The 17,340-nt window shown below is 63.1% G+C and carries 15 protein-coding genes and 1 other RNA gene; 3 read left to right on the top strand and 13 right to left on the bottom strand.

Features of this window, described 5'->3' with window-relative positions:
• Nucleotides 1-463 precede the first annotated feature (463 nt).
• The 3 genes from ssrA to QUG01_RS06070 all read right to left on the bottom strand — a co-directional run bounded on the left by ssrA (nucleotide 464) and on the right by QUG01_RS06070 (nucleotide 2,299).
• Nucleotides 464-829, bottom strand: a transfer-messenger RNA (tmRNA) gene (gene ssrA, locus QUG01_RS06080).
• A 69-nt stretch (nucleotides 830-898) separates the two neighbouring features.
• On the bottom strand, nucleotides 899-1,516 hold the full coding sequence (gene ribA / locus QUG01_RS06075; RefSeq protein ID WP_052246674.1) for a GTP cyclohydrolase II: 618 nt from the start codon (nucleotides 1,514-1,516) through the stop codon (nucleotides 899-901).
• 60 nt (nucleotides 1,517-1,576) lie between these two features.
• The gene (locus QUG01_RS06070; protein ID WP_500829349.1) at nucleotides 1,577-2,299 is read right to left on the bottom strand and encodes a GAF domain-containing protein; all 723 of its coding nucleotides are present in this window, start codon (nucleotides 2,297-2,299) and stop codon (nucleotides 1,577-1,579) included.
• A gap of 107 nt (nucleotides 2,300-2,406) precedes the next feature.
• Here QUG01_RS06070 and QUG01_RS06065 point away from each other — a divergent pair, with 107 nt between their 5' ends.
• Nucleotides 2,407-3,480, top strand: coding sequence for a patatin-like phospholipase domain-containing protein (locus tag QUG01_RS06065; protein WP_500829347.1), 1,074 nt, complete (start codon nucleotides 2,407-2,409; stop codon nucleotides 3,478-3,480).
• Nucleotides 3,481-3,532: 52 nt separating this feature from the next.
• On the opposite strand, the gene QUG01_RS06060 is transcribed toward QUG01_RS06065, so the two are convergent.
• The 4 genes from QUG01_RS06060 to QUG01_RS06045 all read right to left on the bottom strand — a co-directional run bounded on the left by QUG01_RS06060 (nucleotide 3,533) and on the right by QUG01_RS06045 (nucleotide 8,995).
• Nucleotides 3,533-6,202 (bottom strand): M9 family metallopeptidase N-terminal domain-containing protein, encoded by a 2,670-nt coding sequence (locus tag QUG01_RS06060; RefSeq protein ID WP_500829346.1) that lies wholly within the window; start codon nucleotides 6,200-6,202, stop codon nucleotides 3,533-3,535.
• A 411-nt stretch (nucleotides 6,203-6,613) separates the two neighbouring features.
• Nucleotides 6,614-7,498, bottom strand: a complete 885-nt coding sequence (gene hslO / locus QUG01_RS06055; RefSeq protein WP_500829345.1) for an Hsp33 family molecular chaperone HslO — start codon at nucleotides 7,496-7,498, stop codon at nucleotides 6,614-6,616.
• Nucleotides 7,495-8,085 (bottom strand): Ntn hydrolase family protein, encoded by a 591-nt coding sequence (locus QUG01_RS06050; RefSeq protein WP_043622951.1) that lies wholly within the window; start codon nucleotides 8,083-8,085, stop codon nucleotides 7,495-7,497. The genes hslO and QUG01_RS06050 overlap by 4 nt, the downstream gene beginning before the upstream one ends.
• A 136-nt stretch (nucleotides 8,086-8,221) precedes the next feature.
• Nucleotides 8,222-8,995, bottom strand: coding sequence for a substrate-binding periplasmic protein (locus tag QUG01_RS06045; RefSeq protein WP_500829344.1), 774 nt, complete (start codon nucleotides 8,993-8,995; stop codon nucleotides 8,222-8,224).
• A 255-nt stretch (nucleotides 8,996-9,250) separates the two neighbouring features.
• Between QUG01_RS06045 and QUG01_RS06040 the strand changes: the two genes are divergently transcribed.
• On the top strand, nucleotides 9,251-9,517 hold the full coding sequence (locus tag QUG01_RS06040) for a hypothetical protein (RefSeq protein ID WP_500829343.1): 267 nt from the start codon (nucleotides 9,251-9,253) through the stop codon (nucleotides 9,515-9,517).
• Nucleotides 9,518-9,632: 115 nt separating this feature from the next.
• On the opposite strand, the gene QUG01_RS06035 is transcribed toward QUG01_RS06040, so the two are convergent.
• Nucleotides 9,633-11,006 carry an MATE family efflux transporter gene (locus tag QUG01_RS06035; RefSeq protein ID WP_500829342.1) on the bottom strand — a complete coding sequence of 458 codons (1,374 nt, stop codon included), beginning with the start codon at nucleotides 11,004-11,006 and terminating at the stop codon, nucleotides 9,633-9,635.
• A gap of 105 nt (nucleotides 11,007-11,111) precedes the next feature.
• Between QUG01_RS06035 and QUG01_RS06030 the strand changes: the two genes are divergently transcribed.
• Complete coding sequence (locus QUG01_RS06030) at nucleotides 11,112-11,768, top strand: TetR family transcriptional regulator (RefSeq protein WP_500829341.1); 657 nt, start codon at nucleotides 11,112-11,114, stop codon at nucleotides 11,766-11,768.
• On the opposite strand, the gene QUG01_RS06025 is transcribed toward QUG01_RS06030, so the two are convergent.
• The 5 genes from QUG01_RS06025 to QUG01_RS06005 are packed head-to-tail and all read right to left on the bottom strand — an operon-like array spanning nucleotide 11,722 to nucleotide 17,272.
• Nucleotides 11,722-12,813, bottom strand: coding sequence for an ABC transporter permease (locus QUG01_RS06025; protein WP_500829340.1), 1,092 nt, complete (start codon nucleotides 12,811-12,813; stop codon nucleotides 11,722-11,724). The two genes, QUG01_RS06030 and QUG01_RS06025, sit on opposite strands and share 47 nt — an antisense overlap.
• Before the next feature lie 4 nt (nucleotides 12,814-12,817).
• Nucleotides 12,818-13,930, bottom strand: a complete 1,113-nt coding sequence (locus QUG01_RS06020) for an ABC transporter permease (RefSeq protein ID WP_500829339.1) — start codon at nucleotides 13,928-13,930, stop codon at nucleotides 12,818-12,820.
• On the bottom strand, nucleotides 13,927-15,645 hold the full coding sequence (locus QUG01_RS06015) for an ATP-binding cassette domain-containing protein (protein ID WP_500829338.1): 1,719 nt from the start codon (nucleotides 15,643-15,645) through the stop codon (nucleotides 13,927-13,929). Before QUG01_RS06015 ends, QUG01_RS06020 begins: the two co-directional genes overlap by 4 nt.
• On the bottom strand, nucleotides 15,642-16,625 hold the full coding sequence (gene hlyD / locus QUG01_RS06010; protein ID WP_500829337.1) for a secretion protein HlyD: 984 nt from the start codon (nucleotides 16,623-16,625) through the stop codon (nucleotides 15,642-15,644). The genes QUG01_RS06015 and hlyD overlap by 4 nt, the downstream gene beginning before the upstream one ends.
• A 2-nt stretch (nucleotides 16,626-16,627) precedes the next feature.
• Nucleotides 16,628-17,272: a TetR/AcrR family transcriptional regulator gene (locus QUG01_RS06005; protein ID WP_500829336.1), complete on the bottom strand. Its 645-nt coding sequence runs from the start codon at nucleotides 17,270-17,272 to the stop codon at nucleotides 16,628-16,630.
• Nucleotides 17,273-17,340: the final 68 nt, after the last annotated feature.

Genomic DNA, 17,340 nt, shown 5'->3' with positions numbered 1-17,340 from the left:
CGGCGGACTGTGCGCCTTGCTTCCGGCCCAAATCGGCTCAAACGCGATCCACTCACCAAACGTCAACAGCCCCTAGCTGCGCCCGGCTTTCTCCTGCTTCAAAGACCAACTGGCTGAACTGCTCATCGCTCATACGCATCCGTACAGAAACTCCTGTCATCTTAGGTAGTAATCAGTATCTTATTTTACGCGATAGCCCCTTGGCTGTCCGCTTGTCGCCTGTACGCAGGCTGAAATTGATCTCTCCCAAGCCGGGAACAACTTGTCGGAAATAGTAGGTGGATCGTCGAAGGTAGATATGAGAAGCGAACTCATCAGGCCCATATCGATAGCTGGAACCAATGAATTCTGAATTGGGAATAGAAAAAGCCCCTACAGGTCTTTGGTGCACTATGGCACACTCTGGACATGTAAGGGCTTGATTCACTGAGGAAATGCTATCACTCAATGAGTTATGACATGTTGGTGGAGGCGGCGGGAATCGAACCCGCGTCCGGAAATCCTCTACAGTGAGTTCTACATACTTAGTCGTGTCATTTGGGGTTTAACCGCTGCCACGCCGACGGACAGGCTGGACTTTGGCGAGTTACCTATTGTTTCGCACTGAGCCAAGTAACCCGGCACAGCACTAGCAGATGTAGAGTGACACTACAGGGTTTTGACGCCCCCGGCCCATCTGCGAACCGTTGTAGTGTCTGGCCGGCCGTTAGGCTGCCAGAGCGTAAGTTTCGTCGTTTGCGACTATATAAATTCAGCGTTTTACGGGGTGACTGAAATCCCGGTATGCCCTCATCTGCTTCGCAACCCCCGTCGAAACCAGGTCGCCCCCAGATAGGAATGCTTATTATATTACAACTATCATCGCTTGGCGAGCCTTCGCATGGCTCGCCCATCCACCTTACTTGAACAGCATATGCCCCAGCTTGGCGGCCTTGGTGTCCAGGTAACGGTCGTTATACGGATTGCGCCCCACCTGCAAGGGCACATGCTCCACCACGCTGATGCCGGCCGCCTGCAAGGTGGCCAGCTTGCGCGGATTGTTGGTCATCACCCTGACGCTGCCTATGCCCAGATGCTCCAGCATGTGGCGGGCGATGCGGAAGTCGCGCATGTCGGCCGGGAAACCAAGCTGTTCGTTGGCTTCCACGGTATCCGCGCCGCCGTCCTGCAGCTTGTAGGCGCGGATCTTGTTGATCAGGCCGATGCCGCGGCCTTCCTGGCGCAGGTACAGCAACGCGCCGCGCCCGGCCTTGCTGATGGCCTCCATCGCCGCTTCGAGCTGGAAGCCGCAATCGCAGCGCAGGGAGAACAGAGCGTCGCCGGTCAGGCATTCCGAATGCAGCCGCGCCAGCACCGGCTGGCCATCGGCCACCTCGCCCAAGGTCAACGCCACATGCTCCTGGCCGCTTTCTTCCTCAAAGCCATGCATGGTGAACTCGCCCCATGGCGTGGGCAACTGGCAGCTGGCGATATAACGGATGACTGGCTCAGGAACAGACTGCGGATGCGACGGCATGACTTCTCCAACACTGAGGGGCGCAACGGAAAAAGGCCGGTTAGGCGGCCTGAATGGACTTTAGTTGGGGAGCGATTCCTCATTTTCAAGCGGCGGCAGCTTGACCAGCAGCTGCGGCAGCACCACGGCCAGCGCGGCCAGCCATACCAAGCGCTCCGGCGTAAAGTGGCCGGTCTGGAAGGATTCGGCGTCGATGATGCCCAGCACATTGTCGTCGCCGCCCAGCACCGGCAGGCAGACTTCGCTCTTCACCTTGGGGTCGCACTCGTAGTAGCCGCCGCCTTCGGCGCGCCACTGCGCCACATCGTCAACTAATACAGCCCAGCCGGTCAGGCCAACGCGGCTGTTGTTGCTGTGCTCGGCAAATGCCTCGGTCAGCGGAAATTCCGCTCGGCTTTCCAACCCTTGATAAGCCAGCTTGACCAGCACGGCGTTGTTGCCGGCGCCAATCTTGCGGTAGATGCCCAGCCAGTCGGCGCCTATCTTGTTGTTGACCGAATCCAGCAGCGCATGCAGGTTGACCAGCGCGGCGGTCGTATCGGCGGTTTCCGCGCCCAAGATCACGCGCAGGTCGTAAGGCGTCTCATCCAGCTCGTCGATCAGCGAGCAGCTGCCGCCCTCGCCCAGCTTGGGCACCTGATAACGATACAGATCTCGGCGCGGCGCCGGCTTGTTGACGGCAATCACCGCCTGCAACGTCATCACCGCGATCTGCAGTTCCGTGACATCGAGTTTCAGGGCTTGTTCGCGCAGATAGTCGGTCAACTGGCTTGCGGGTATCATCAAGGGCGCTCCTGGGCTGCGGCGCGTCGTGCAACGCGCTTGAATTGCGAAACGCAACAGGATAACAAACCCGGCCACGCTTCGCCATTTCGCCACTTTATATCGTAATGACCGCCATTCATATCCGCCAACCCGCGCTCATCATCAAAGCCGGCCGCCGCGCCCGGCAATTGCTGCAAGACGGCCTGCGGCCGGACCAAGTCGCCATCCTGCCCGGCGCGGCCGGCGGCCCCAAGGCAGTGGGCATGACCGGGCTGGATCAGGCGGTGTTCCGCTGGCTGGAACAGGCGCCGCGCGAGCGCGAGCTGGTGGGCGCCTCGATCGGCGGCTGGCGCTTCGCCTGCGCCATGCAGCCCGATCCGGCCGCCGCGTTGGCCCGGCTGGCGCAGCGCTACACCGAGGAAACCTACCATCCCGCCATCACCATCGCCCAGATCACCGCGCAAACCCGGCAGATGCTGCGCGATATCCTGGGCGAGGGCGGGATGGAAAACATCCTGAGCCATCCCCACTACCGGCTCAGCTTGCTGCTGGTGCAATCGCACGGGCTGGCCAACCGCGAGGACAAGGCCGCGTTATTGGCCGGGCTGGCCGTGGCGGCGGCGCTGAACGCGCTATCCCGCCCGTTGATCCGTTACAGTTTCCACCGGGTGATCTGCCATGACGCGCGCAGCAGTCTGCGCTTTCAGCCGCAGGATGCCATCCCCACCCGCCTGCACGCCTTGCATGCCGGCAATCTGGAAGCCGCGCTGATGGGCACGGTGGCCATCCCGGGCGTGCTGCAAGGCGTCCAGTTGCCGGACGCGCCGCCAGCCATCTACCGCGACGGCGGGCTGACCGATTACCACATCGACTTCCCCTTCGCCCACGGCGATGAGATCGCGCTGTATCCGCACTTCACCGACCGCATCGTGCCGGGCTGGTTCGACAAGACCCTCCCGTGGCGCAAACCCAGCGCGGCGAATCACGCCAATACCGTGCTGCTGGCGCCGTCGCGGCCCTACCTGGCCGCCCTGCCCGGCCGCAGACTGCCGGATCGCAGGGATTTTCGCCGCTATCTGGGCCGGGACGAGCTGCGCCGCCAGCACTGGCGCACCGCCACCGCGGAGAGCCAACGCCTGGGCGACGCGTTTCTGGAATGGCTGGAGATGCCTGCCACCATTGAGGTTCAGCCTTTGTAATCAAAAAAGCCGGGCGAACCCGGCTTTGACTGATTTCAGGCACCCGACAGCGTCAGCCCGCCTGCGCCCAGCACTGATCTTCCGGCACATTGCGCGGCGTGGCATTCAGCTCCACCACCACATCGCGGGACTGCGCGCCCTTGCTGACGCGCACGGTCATCTTGTCGCCCACGCCGGGTTGATCGGCATCGCGGCGGTAGTTGAACGCCCCCCACTCCGCCACCTGGGCGCGGCCCAATTGCGGGCCTTGCACCAGCTGATAGCGCTCCACCCCACCCACGCCCTGCAGCTGGCCGCGCAGGCAGCGCACCGGGCTGCCATAACTGGTCTTGGCCAAGCCCAACTCCCCCGGCTGCGGCGGCTGCGGCTTAGCGTCGCCCGCCGGACCCAGCGGACCTTCGCAGCGCAAGGCGGCGGTCTTGCGCTTGAAGTCGTAGTCGGTGGCGGCGCAATTGGCGGCAAGCAGATTATTCAGGCCGCCGGTTTTCACCAGGCTCTGCAAGGCGCCGTCCAGCACGCGGTCCAGCTCCTGCCGCGCCTGCGTGGTATTGGCCGCGTTCAGCGGCAGCGACCCCGTGCACTCGAAACGGCGCAGCGCGCTATCCTTGCCGTCCGCCCACACCTGGCAGCCTACCGGCAGCGAGCGGCGCATCGCCGCCTCTACGGCGGCGGCGTCGCCGGTTTGCCATTTATCGGCAGCCAACCAGTCCACGCCTTCCGTGGTGGAGGTATTGCCCAGTTGCCCGGTCTGCGCCAGCTTCACCTGCTGGTCGACATAGCTGCGGAAACCGGACACCAAGGCGGCATCGCCGCCCATGTCGCGCACCAGCGCGTCGAAGCGTTTGACGTCGTCCGCGCGCAAGGCGGACAGGATGTCGGCGATCTTGCCCGGCTGCTGCTGGTTCAGATAATAAAACCACAGCGCGGAATGGCTGTAGAAATCCCAGCCGTCGCTATAGCTGGAGCGCATGATGCGGGACGGCTCCAGGAAGCTGCCCGGCCAGCCGCCCGCCACCACGTCCACCACATGGCCGCGCACCTTGATGCCATCGCGCGAGGTGCTCCAGGCCATGAACTCGGCAAAGCCTTCGTCATACCACGGCATGCGGCGATCGTCGCGGTAGAACTCTGACGTGCCCCACATGCCAGGCTGGATGAAACGTCCGGACAGATAGTGCACATACTCGTGGCGCACCAGCTCTTCCAGCGTCAGGTAGCTTTCCTTCGGCACTTCGCGCTGGAAGGTGTAGAAGGTGCCGTCTTTTTCGATATAGATGCCGCCATTATCGGTGGACAGCTCATTCAGCAGGCCCTGGAAGCGCTGGTAGTCGGTCTTGGTGCCATAGATCACCATGCGCAGCTTGGCGTTGCCGTCATCGGGAACCGGATTGCTGGTGCCGGCCACGCGGAACAGTTGGGTCTGCACCTGTTTCATGGCGTAATACAGCGGCTCGACATCGGCCAGACTCAGCGGCGTTTCGAATACCAGATTGCCGTTATCGAAGCTCCAGCGATTGGGGAACAGATGCGCGCGCAGCTCCTGCTCGGCCTGGCAGATGCCGTAGCGCTCGCAGGGCGTCTTGCCCATCTTTTTCAGCGCATACACGGCCTCGGCCCAGGCCGCGCCATACTTCTCTCCTTTCAGATGCTCGGCCACCGCAGTTTCGGCCAGGGGCGCGGTGCGCGGATACTGCATGAAGCGGCCGGTTTCGCGCAGCGTGTTCAGGAACATCTGCTCATCGGCAAAGGCCGATTGACCGGCGCGCGTCAGCCCTGCCAGGCTGGCCACCAAGCCATCGAGCTGCCCCTGCTCCACTTTCTGCGCAAAGTCGGGCTGGTAGTGCATATTGAACAGCAGGGTCTGCATCGGATGCAGCGCGGAGCGCGCCCAGTTGTCCTTGACTGCGGCGTTGTAACGGCCAAAGAAACGGCCCAGCAGCGGCAGCGCGTAATCGGCCTTGCGCACCGAGTCGGCCAGGATCATGGTTTCCGCCACGCTCTGCCGCGCGTCGCGCTCGCGATACCAGTCATCGGCATCGCCGCCGCCATCCAGCGCCTTGACATTCCACAGAGCCGCATTGGCCGCCATCGCCTCCACCACCTGCATTACCGGCCTATCCACCTCCGGACCGTAATCGCCGACCTCCTGAGCATGGCTGTATTGCAGGAAATAGCCGGCCTTGAGGAACACCGCCAGCGGCCACAAGCCATTGGCGTTTTGGCCGTCCCAATTGGCCGCGCGCGTTCGCGCTTCGGCCGCCGCCAGCTTCATATTGGCCGGCGATACCGCGCGGTAACTCAGCGCGTCCGCCTGGAACAAGCGGTTGACGCAAGTGCCGTCCACGCTGGCCACGTAGCGCACCAAGTCCTGGCCGGACAGCTGGCCGAACCTGGCTTCATCGCAGTTGGCATACTGCGGCGCAAGCAGCTTGCCGCGGGCTGCCGCCCGCGCCGACTGGCCTTGCGGACCTTGAACCCGAGCGGGCGGCTGGGCGCTGCCCTCCGCCGGCGCCGCCGGCGGCAGGCCATGCGGATAGTCAGGCTTTTCCGACAAGGCGGGAGAGTGGGAGGAATAGCGCGCTGCAGGCTGATTGGCTTGCGGCGCCGGCTGGCTGGACGAACGCTGCTGGCCGCCATCAGTAGCGACGCAAGCGGACAAGGCGACTGCGATCACGGAAAGCCCCCAAGCCCGATACCGGCGGGGAGAGAGATTGGTTTTCATTGACTCATCCATTTTTAAAATGACGAAAGCTAATGCCATTCGCAATTAAAATCATAATGGATTAGATGGATATTGAATATTGTGTTTAAGGTCAGGTTTTAATCTTAAACAAAGAAATGAAAGCGGTAATTTTCACAGGCACGTGCTTGGCGGGAAAAACAGGCGCCCAATGTCTTGGACATCTACTGCCTGCGCATGCATTTCGCGGCGGTGATGCTATCGGCACGCCGGGCGTGGTTTCCGTCGCCAGGGAAGCCACCAAGTGGCCGCTGCTGTTGATCCTGGTGGCGGTCAGCATGTGGACGCTGTCCCGCACGCCGATGCTCAAGGTGCTGGTTCGCAAAGCCTGACGCAGACAAAGAATGCAAAAAAAGCCGCTTTGCGCGGCTTTTTTGTGGATGAGGACAGGGATCAGTGGCGCGCTTCGCGCACTGCCGCCACCACGTCGTAATCAAACAGCTGGTTGATGTCGTCTTCGTCGAACACATAATGCTGGTTGCAGTAATCGCAGACGATTTCCACGCTGCCCTGCTCCACCACCACTTCGCCGACTTCCTGGCCGCCCAGCATGGTCAGCATATTGCTGACGCGCTCGCGCGAGCAATTGCAGCTGAAGCTGACGCCCTCCTGCTCGAACACGCGCACCTCTTCCTCATGGAACAGACGGTGCAGTATGTCCTCGGCGCCCAAGCCTAGCAATTCATCCGCCTTCAGCGTGCGGCCCAGCGTCTGGATGCGGTTCCAGCCTTCGGCTTCGCCATGGCCTTCCGGCAGGCGCTGCAGCAGCATGCCGGCGGCAGTGCTGTCGTTGCTGGCCAGCACCAGCGCGGTGTCCAGCTGCTCGGAACGCAGCATGTAGTTTTCCAGCATCTGGCCGACGGAATCACCCTCCAGCGCCACAATGCCTTGCCAGGTCTGGTTCTTGTCCAGGCGGGGCTCCAGCGTCAGCACAAATTTGCCGCCCTCGCCCAAGAGTTCGCTCAGCGGCTTATTCGCCAGCTCGCCGTCCCATTTGGCCGTGGCGCGCACGGTGCGGTCGTTGTTGCACTCCACCACCGCCAGCTTCAGCGCGCCGGTGCCGTGGATTTGCAGAATCAGCGTGCCATCGAATTTCAGATTGGCAGCCATCAGCACCGAGGCGGCCATCATCTCGCCCAGCACGGTTTTCAAAACCGGCGGATAGGAACGGCGGCTCAGCACCTGCTGCCAGGCGCCGTCCAGCCTCACCAGCGCGCCGCGGACCGGCGCGCCGTCAAACAGGAATCGTTGCAGTTTGTCGTGTTGGTTCATGCTCATGCTTCCTTGGCCGCGGCGGCGGCCAGCTCAACGGTATAGACGGTCATCGGCAGCGAGGAGCTGACGTCGAATTCGCAGCCGGCGCGCACGCCGATCTCGGCGATTTCCTTGGCCGTCAGGTCCTGGTCGTACACCGCGTACATCGCCCCCATGGCGAACTTGCGGCCGGAGCCTATGGCCCAGACGCGGGAGAACTCATAGATCTCGCGCATCGGATAGACGCCAAAAATGCCGTGCCGATTGGCGATCACCACCATCATCTGGCTGGATTCGTACGGATCTTCTTCATCCTCTTCCGGCCGCAGATAGAAGGCGTCCTTCAATTTGGGATGCAGCTTGCGGAAGGTTTCGAAGATGCCCTGGCGGCTGCTCAGGTCCTTCTTTTTCAGATCGGCCAGCGCCCGCTTCAGCACCAGGTCGTGCGCGGCGGAACCGGACACCGCCAGATAGCTGTCGCCATGCTGGAAGATCTTGTCATGGAAACAATCGTACGGCGCCAGCAGTTTCTGGTCGTCGCCGAAAGTCGTCTGGCTGTCTGCGGCAATAGCGATCTGATTGCCCTTGCGTACGGCCACGATGGTTGTCATGCGGCTTACCTTGCTCTTGTTGCGGGCCATTCGGCCCCATCCGCTCACAGATAGGGGCGATTTGCGGTTTTTCCACCGCAGCGCGCGCCAAAACCGCCAAATATACCATAGCGCCGCCTCCCGCTCCATGCCGCGCTCAGGGCTCTACGCCAACACGCTCCACCTGCATGGGCGCGGTCGCGCCAGGCAGCCAGCGCTGATAAAGCTTGCGAAAGCTGCCGTCGCGCTTGAGATCGCGCAACGTCTGTTCCCAAGTCAGAATGGTGGCGCGGTCGGTCCCGCGGGAAAAAGCCAAGTAGAGATCAATTTTTTCCAAAGGCTGCAGCAGCTCGATTTCCTCCACCGGCAGCCCGGCCTTGCGCATCACCTTGTCAACCACGCTGTCGCCCTCCGACCACATCGACACGCGGTTGGCGTGCAACAGCAACGCGGACTGCACCGGATCGGCGCTCTCCACGATATTCTTGAATCCATGCTGCTTGGCCACCGCCAGGAAAATGCTGCTGCGAAATGCCGTCACCGGCTGCAGCTGCAGCTTGTCGCCCAGGCGTCGCAGCGCCTCCGCCTCGCCCTTGCGGCAATAGAGATTGATCTCCGACGCCGCCACCGGGCCGACCATGGTCATCAGCTTTTCCCGCTCGACCGTGCGGCCCAGCACAAACAGCAGCACATTGGGCCGCGTCAGCAAGAAGTTATAGGCACGCGCCCATGGCAGCAATTTCACCGGCTGGTCCTGATGCAGGCGATGTTGAATCTGGTTGACCAGATCCACCGCCATCCCCTTCACCTCGCCGCCGTCTTCAAAACTGATGGGCGGCCACTCATCGGTATAAATGGACAAAGGCTCCAAGGCGCGGGCGGGCGCCATCGCCCACAGCAGGGCCAAGCCTGACAAGAGACGAATCAGCATGAAACGCTCATCCTTATACGGGTTTTTCTCAGCATAATCGCCAGACACCCGTTCCGCCTCCTTCGATCTAACACGAATCAAAATCCCGGGCTAAGCCACTGTTAACTCAACACTTTTGGACAGGAATATTTGTACAGGAATAGCGGTTCTTACTTATAAACAAGCGGCCTACAGACGGATATCATGCAATGGCAAAGTTCAGCCCGCCAATGCCTACAGGGCCAGGCGGAGACCCCTTTCGTAAAGGTGAGTGCCATGCTTGACAGCAAACTGGAACTGGATGAACCACTGGAATGCATCCTGCAACGTCCCTTGACCGGCTTTGAGAAACAACAACTCAAAGACAAGCAGCAAATGTCCAGCAATGAGGCATTTGATGGCGATGAGGATGCAGCGGAATCCCACCCCATGCGCAAACGCCTGAAGGATATGGCGATGATGCAGGTGGTGCATGTTGATTATCCGCCGCATGAGAGCCGCAAAACGCTGATTGAGATTCCAATCGGCGCCAAAACCGCCTGAACCCGACACGCCAATCGAAAAGGCCCCATCCAGTAGATGGGGCCTTTGGTTTGCTGCCAAATGCGGCAAGTCCATCGAGCCGCACAGGTTTGCCGCCACCGATAAGCGCGTCGGCTTACGCGCCGGCCTGCATCCGCTGGCCCGCGGGCAGCAGCCGGCGCAACTCGCGCCACATGATTGCCATGACCAGCATGCCCAACAACAGGTTGACCAAGGGCATCGCCAGCCAGACGCCGTCCAGCCCCATCAGCAAGGGCAGCAGGCCAAGCGACGGCAATAACAAAATGGTCTTGCTTACCGTGATGCCCAAGGCCAGCCGTGTCATGGCCATCGCCTGCAGGACAGTGCATCCCACCACCACCAGACCATCCAGCGGCATGGCCAGCAGATGCAATTGCAGCGCGCGGCTGCCCGCTTCGATCAGCTCGGCGCTGCCATCGCTGTACCAGCTGGCGATGGCGGCCGGAAAAGCCTGCACCGCAGCCAGCGCCGCCAGGCCAATCGCCATGCACACTTTCAAACCATGCTGCAGCGCGGCGCGGACACGCTCCGGCTGCCCGGCCCCAGTGGCATGGCCAAGCAAAGGCTGCATGCCCACCGCCAGGCCGTGAATCACCAGCACGAACAGGGACTCGGTATACCCCGCCACCGCATAGGCCGCCACGCTAAGATCATTGCCCCATTGCAGCAGCTGATAATTATGCGCGTACAGCAGCACGGCCAGATTCAGCTCCATCAACAGGCTAGGCGCGCCCAGCGCAATCACCGGCCATAAGGCGCGCCAGTCCGGGGCCAACGCGCGCAAGCGCAGACGCAATCCGGCATGGCGAGTGAAGAAATAGCCCAAGCCAAGGGTCAGCACCACGCCTTCGGCGATCAAGGTGCCGATAGCCGCGCCTTCCAGCCCCATCGCCATCAGACCGACAAACACGTAATCCAGCAAAATGTTCAGCAAGGCGCCCAGCGTGGTCAATACCGTGGCCAAGCCAGGCCGGCCATCATTGCGCACCAGATAGGTGACGAGCATCTGCCCCATGGTCAGCACTGCGCCGCTGAGCATCCACCACAGATACGGATAAGCCTGCTCCCTCACCTCTGCCTGCCCATCCGCGCGCAGCCAGCCCAACAGCACATCGATATTGGGCAGGCCAAACAGCGGAATCAGCGCGCCAAACAGCGCCAGCAGCAGCAAGGCGGCCAACAGCGCGCCGCGCGCGCCCGCCATGTCGCCCGCCCCTTGGCGGATCGCGATGCGCGTGGCCACGCCCATGCTGATCATCGCGCCCAGACCCACCTGCAGCATCACCATCGGATAGGCCAGGTTGATCGCGGCCAGGCCATGGCTGCCGACATAGTGGCCGACAAACACGCCATCGATCACGGCGTACAGTCCGGTCACCAGCATGCCGGCAACGGAAGGGATGGCATAGCGCCAGAACAGTTTGGAGACGGGCAGCGTATCTAGATCGCGGGTATGCACGTTCGACATAACAGACATAAAGCATGAGAAAACGCGATTTTATCATTTAATCAATCATGCGTGATTAATTATTTTCCGGCACAATGTTCCCACAAAGAAAACAATGGAAACGGTATGGCGCGCAAAACCAAGGAAGACTCTCAAAAAACCCGGGACGCGATCCTCGACGGCGCGGAGCGGGTGTTTCTGGCCAAAGGCATCGCCAATACCACCATGGCGGAAATCGCAGACGCCGCCGGCGTATCGCGCGGCGCGGTGTACGGCCATTACGACAACAAGCTGCAGGTATGTCAGGCCATGATAGATCGCGCCTTCGCGCTGGACGCGCTGCGATTCCCCGCCCAGCGCGGCTCCGCCTGCGACACCTTGCTGGCCGCCGGCTGCTACTACCTGGCGCAGTTCCTGGAGCCGGGCTCGCCGCAGCGGGTCAGCCAGATTCTCTACCTGAAGTGCGAACAAATCGAAGAGAACCGCAGCGTGCTGCGGCGGCGCGAGATGGCGGACAGGCTCACCATGCACTACACGCGGCGGCAATTGCGCCGCGCCATCGCCCAAGGCGAACTGCCCGCGACGCTGGACGTGGGACTGACCGCGGACTATCTGGTTTATCTGTTCACCGGCTTATATGAATTGCTGGAAAACGGGCCGGCCACGCTGCCGCGCTGCGAACGCATCCTGCGCGGCGCGCTGGAAGGGCTGCCGCACGCCGCCAGCCTCAGAGCGCCTATTCCACATGACGGCGGAAGCACCACAGCGCCAGGCTCAGCGTGACCAGCGCGATCAGCCACAGCGGCAGCAGCCAAGGCCAGGCGTCGGCAAAGCCGTATCCCTTCAAGAATGTCCCTTTGAGAATGGGGATGAAGTAGCTGAGGGGGTTGATCCGCGCCAGCCATTGCAGCGCTTCGGGCATGTTTTCGATCGGCGAGACATAGCCGGACAGGATGACCGCCGGCACCATGAACGAGAACACGCCCAGAAAAGCCTGCTGCTGGGTGCGCGACAGGGAAGAGATGAACAGGCCGACGCCGGCCAGCGCCAGGCCATAGCTGGCCATGCTGAGCAGCAGCAAGGCCATCGAGCCGTCGAACGGCACGCGGTACACCCATGCCGCCGCCAGCGCGATCAGGGTGCCTTGCAGCAGCGCCACCAGAATGCCGGGCACCGCCTTGCCGGCCATGATGTAGGCCGGCGTCAACGGCGATACCAATAGCTGGTCGAAGGTGCCCTCCTCGCGCTCGCGCGCCACCGACAGGGCGGTCACGATCAGGCAGCCTATGGTGGTGATGATGGCCACCAGGCTGGGCAGCACATGCCATTGATATTCCAGATTGGGATTGTAGAGGTTGCGCACCGCCAGCTGCGGCATGGGGCCGTCGCGCTCGGCCTGATAGCCCGCCACGATTTGGCCAATATAAGCGCTGGCGATCTGCCCGCTGTTGGAACGCCGCCCATCGACGATCACCTGCAGCGGCGCGCTCCGCCCGGACGCCAGCGCGCGCGAGAAATCCTGCGGAAACACCACCGCCAGCAGCGCGCACTGCCGGTCTATGCAATCGCGCAGCTCGGGCAGGCTATGCACCGGCACCACATGATCGAAGGTGGCGCTGACGGCCAGCCGTTTCACCAATTCCTGCGATGCCGCGCCGGCATCCTGGTTGTACACCGCCAGGCTGGCATGCTTGACCTCCAGCGTGGCGGCAAACGGAAACACCACCAGCTGCAATAGCACCGGCACCACCAGCAACAGCCGTTCCTGGCGATTGCCCATGATGGTCTGCAGTTCCTTGACGATCAGCCACAGCAAGCGTTGCCACATGGCATCAATCCAGCGTTCGTCTAGTCTTGCGCACGGTCTGCCCCAGCCAGAACGCGCCCAGCGCGATCAGGCTGGCCGCGTTGAACCACAGCAGCGACGGGATCACGCCGGCCTGGAACAGCGTCTGCAGCGTGCTGGCGAAATAGCGCGCCGGCAGGATGCGGGTCAGCCACTGCAAGGGCAGCGGCATGCTGGAAATCTCGAACACAAAGCCGGACAACATCAGCGCCGGCAGATAGCCGGCGGTCAGCGCCGCCTGCGCCGCGTCAAACTGGGTGCGCATCACCGTGGACAGAAACAATCCCATCCCCAAGGCATTGGCCAGGAACAAGGAGGACATCAGCCACAGCAGCCACAGCGGCCCGCGGAACGGCACCTGCATGACAAACACCGCCACCAACAGGCACAACAGCATGGCGGCGATGCCCAGCACGTAATACGGCAGTATCTTGGACAATAACAGCTCTGTGCGGCTGACCGGCGTGGACAGCAGCGCCTCCATGGTGCCGCGCTCCCATTCGCGCGCCACCACCAGCGACGACAACAGCGCGCCGACAATGGTCATGACGATGGCGATGGTGCCGGGCACCAGAAAGTTGGGGCTCTCCGCGCTGGGGTTGAACCAGACGCGCTGCTCAATCTCTATGGCCGGCGGCGGCGCCCGCCCATGCTCGTCCGCTTCCGCCTGCTGCCACTGCAGCCAGGCGCCCTGCGCATAGGCGGCGACGAAATTGGCGGTATTGGGTTCTGCGCCGTCCGTCAGCAGCTGTATCGTGCCGCTGCGCCTCTGCCAGTTGCGCGAAAAATCGTTGGCGATGATCACCGCGCCGCGTATCTTGCCATGCGCCAGCATTTCATCGAGCTCCGCCCGGTTTTTGACCGGCTTCACCTCGAATGACGGCGTGGCATGGAAAGTGGCCGCCAGACTTTGCGCGGCGGCGCCGCCATCCTGGTTCAGCAGACCCAGGCGGATATGGGCCGAATCCAGATTCACCGCGTAACCGAGGATGAACAGCAAGGCCACCGGCAGGATGAAGGCGATCAGGATGCTGCTCGGATCGCGCACGATCTGGAAGCTCTCCTTGCGGCACAAGGCCCATAGTCTGCGCCAGTTCATCGATCCGCCTCCTCGACCAACTGGATGAAGGCATCCTCCATCGTCGGATTGGGCCTGGCTGAACTGGCAACGCTGGCCTTCAGCGCATCCGGCGTATCCAGCGCCAGCAGCTTGCCGCGATAGACCAGGGCGATGCGGTCGCAATATTCCGCCTCGTCCATGAAGTGGGTGGTCACCAGCACGGTGACGCCCTTCTCCGCCAGGCCATTGATATGCGTCCAGAATTCGCGCCGCGTCACCGGGTCCACGCCTGAGGTCGGCTCGTCGAGGAACAACAAGGGCGGCTCATGCATCACCGCGCAGGCCAGCGCCAGCCGCTGCTTGAAACCCAGCGGCAGCGTGGCGGCCACCGCGTCCATATACGGCCCCAGGCCGAACACTTGCTCCATTTGTCCGACTTTTTCCTTCTGCGCCTTGCCGGACACGCCATAGACGCCGGAGAAGAACATCAGATTGCGCCGCACCGTCAACTGGGCATACAGCGAAAACTTCTGCGCCATATAGCCCAGCTGCTGCCGCGCCGCGGTGGGGCTGGCTTTCAAATCCAGCCCCATCACCAGCGCCTGGCCGCTGCTCGGTTTGAGCAGGCCGCACTCCATCTTGAAGGTGGTGGACTTCCCGGCGCCATTCGGCCCCAGCAGGCCGAACACCTCTCCGCGCCGCACGGCGAAGCTGACATTATCCGTGGCGTAGAAATCGCCAAAGCGCTTGGTCAGCCCCCGCGCCTCGATCACCGCCTCCTGATGATGGACAGGCACTGGCGGCATCACCGCGGCCAGCACCGAATCGCCGCCCGGCCCGCCGCCCAGCAGGCTGATGAAGGCATCCTCCAGCCGCGGCGGCGCGGCCTGCAGCGCGGCGTCCGGACCGGCATCGGCCAGTCGCAAATCCGGCCAGCGATTTTCATCGCGCAGCAACAGGCGCAAGCCGCTGCCTTGTATCGTGCCGTCCATCAGTTCAGGCTGTCGCAACAGCCGCTGCAAGAGCTGACGACGGTTGCCGGCAATGCCGGACAAGCTTAGACAGCGGCCGGCCAGTGGCTGGATCAGCTCGGCCGGCGGGCCGCCGGCGCGGATGCGGCCATGGTCCATCAGATAGACCACGTCGCAGGCCTCTGCCTCGTCCAGATACGCGGTGCTCAACAATATGGCGATGCCTTCGGCCGACAGCGCGCGGATCAGCTTCCATAGCTCGCGGCGCGAGATCGGATCCACGCCGACGCCCGGCTCGTCCAGCAGCAGCACCCTGGGCTTGCCCAGCAGCGCGCAAGCCAGGCCCAGCTTCTGCTTCATGCCGCCGGACAGCTTCCCCGCGTAGCGGCCGGTGAACGGCGCCAGGTCGGTCAGCGCCAGCAGGCGCTGGAATTCCCCGCTCTTGTCCTGGGCGCCCACCTCGCGCAACTCGGCGTACAGGTCCAGGTTTTCCTGCACCGTCAGGTCTTCGTACAAGCCGAATTTCTGCGGCATATAGCCGATGCTGCGCCGCAAGGCGTCGGCGTCGGCTTGCGGGTCAAGCCCCGCCACCCGGGCCGACCCGCCGCTGGGCGACAGCAAACCGGCCAGCATGCGCAAGAGCGTGGTCTTGCCCGCGCCGTCCGGCCCCACCAGCCCGGCGATGCAGCCCGCTGGAATCTCCAGGGCCACCTCCGCCACCGCGTCCATGCTGGCGCCGGGAAAGCGCTTGGCCAGCTTTTCGGCGCGGATGGCGGCGATCATGACGCCAGCCTCACCGTCACGGGCATGCCATGGTTCAGGCCGGCGTCGGCGTCGCTCACCACCACGCGGATGCGGTAGACCAAGGAGGTGCGCAGATCGACGGTTTCGACTGACTTGGGCGTGAATTCGGCGGTCGGCGAAACAAAGCCGACCACGCCGTGATAGCGCTTGTCCGGGTGGCTGTCGCTGGCAATCGTCACCTTGGTGCCTGAAGAAAAACGTCCCAGCTGGCTTTCCGTTACATAGGCGCGTACCCACACCGGCTGGCGCAGCGACAGATTGAACGCCGGCGCGCCTACCTGCACCAGGCTGCCGACCTCCACCGCCCGCGTCAGAATGATGCCGGCGCTGGGCGATTGCAGGCTGGCGTCCCGCAGGGCCAGCCGGGCGGCGGCCAGATCGGCGCGCGCCTGTTTCAGCTGGGCGTCGGACTCGGCGATTTCCTCCGGCCGGTAACCTCTGGCCAGCAATTTCCACTGCTGCTGGGCCGCATCGCGCTGGGCTTGCGCCTGATCGCGCTGCGAGCGGGCGGTTTCCAACAGCTGCTGGCTGCTCGCGCCATCCGGCGTCAGCCTGCTTTGCCGCCGATATTCGCTTTCCGCCTGGACCAGCGCCGCCTTGGCCGCTTCCAGCCTGGCCCGCGCCTGGGCGATGTCCTCGCTGCGGTTGCCTTTGTGGATCAGCGCGTTGCGCGCCGCCAGGGCCGCCTCGTTGGCGATGGCCGCGTTCAGGCTGTTGCGCAACGGTTCGACATCCAACTGAGCGAGTATCTGCCCCGGCTGCACCTGGTCGCCTTCGTCCACCAGCACTTTGGCCAGACGGCCGGACACCCGGAACGACAGCGTCACGTCGCGGATGTCCACATTGCCGTACAGAGTGGACTGGCGCGCCGCCTCCGCCGCGCGTTGGTAGAGGTAGTAAGCGGTTCCGCCCGCCGCCAGCAGCAATAAGGCCAACGCCGCCATCCAACGCTTGCGCATGGTTACTCTCCCATTCTGGTAATGCCGGCCAGCGCCCAGGCCAGGCGTTGCCGCGCCGCCGGAATATCCGCCATCCAGCGCTGGAGCTGCCTCGCCTGCTGCGGCAGCCAATCGCAGGCAGCCAGCGGGCCCCGCGCCAACAGCAAGGGCAGCCCGATGGCCGAGACCAAGTAGCACAGCAGTTGCGGCGGCGGCGCGTCTACCAGGCGCCCCTGGCGCTGGGCCCGGGCCAGCAATACCAACAGCAAACGCATATGGCGCGACGGCAGCCGCAGCAAAAACGCTTGCGCCGCCGGCTCGCCGGCCAAAGCGTCCGCCGCCAGATGGCTGGCGAAACCGGCATGTGCGGCCGCCAGTTGCAGCAGCTGTTCGATGACGTCGCGCAAGCGCGCCAGGGCATCACCCGGCTGCCGCAGACGGGCCGCCTGGCGCAGCTGCCGGTAGATAGGCGCGTACCACAGCTCGACCAGTTCGGTGACAAAGCGTTCGCGGTTGCCGAAGTGATAAACGAAGCTGCCTGGATTCACCCCAGCGGCGGCGGCCACCTCGCGCACCACCAGGCCCCGCAGGCCGGTGCGCCGCACCATGTCCAGACCCTGGCTCAGCAGGCGCTGTCGGGTATCGCCGGATTTTTTCGAGGCATCCATGGCTGACTTATACGACTGTATAAATCAGTCCGCAATCGAATCTACTCAATATGCTTGGAAAAATCGAC

It is taken from the genome of Chromobacterium sp. CCUG 76385, assembly GCF_059916625.1.
This window is presented reverse-complemented; position numbering and strand designations above follow the sequence as displayed.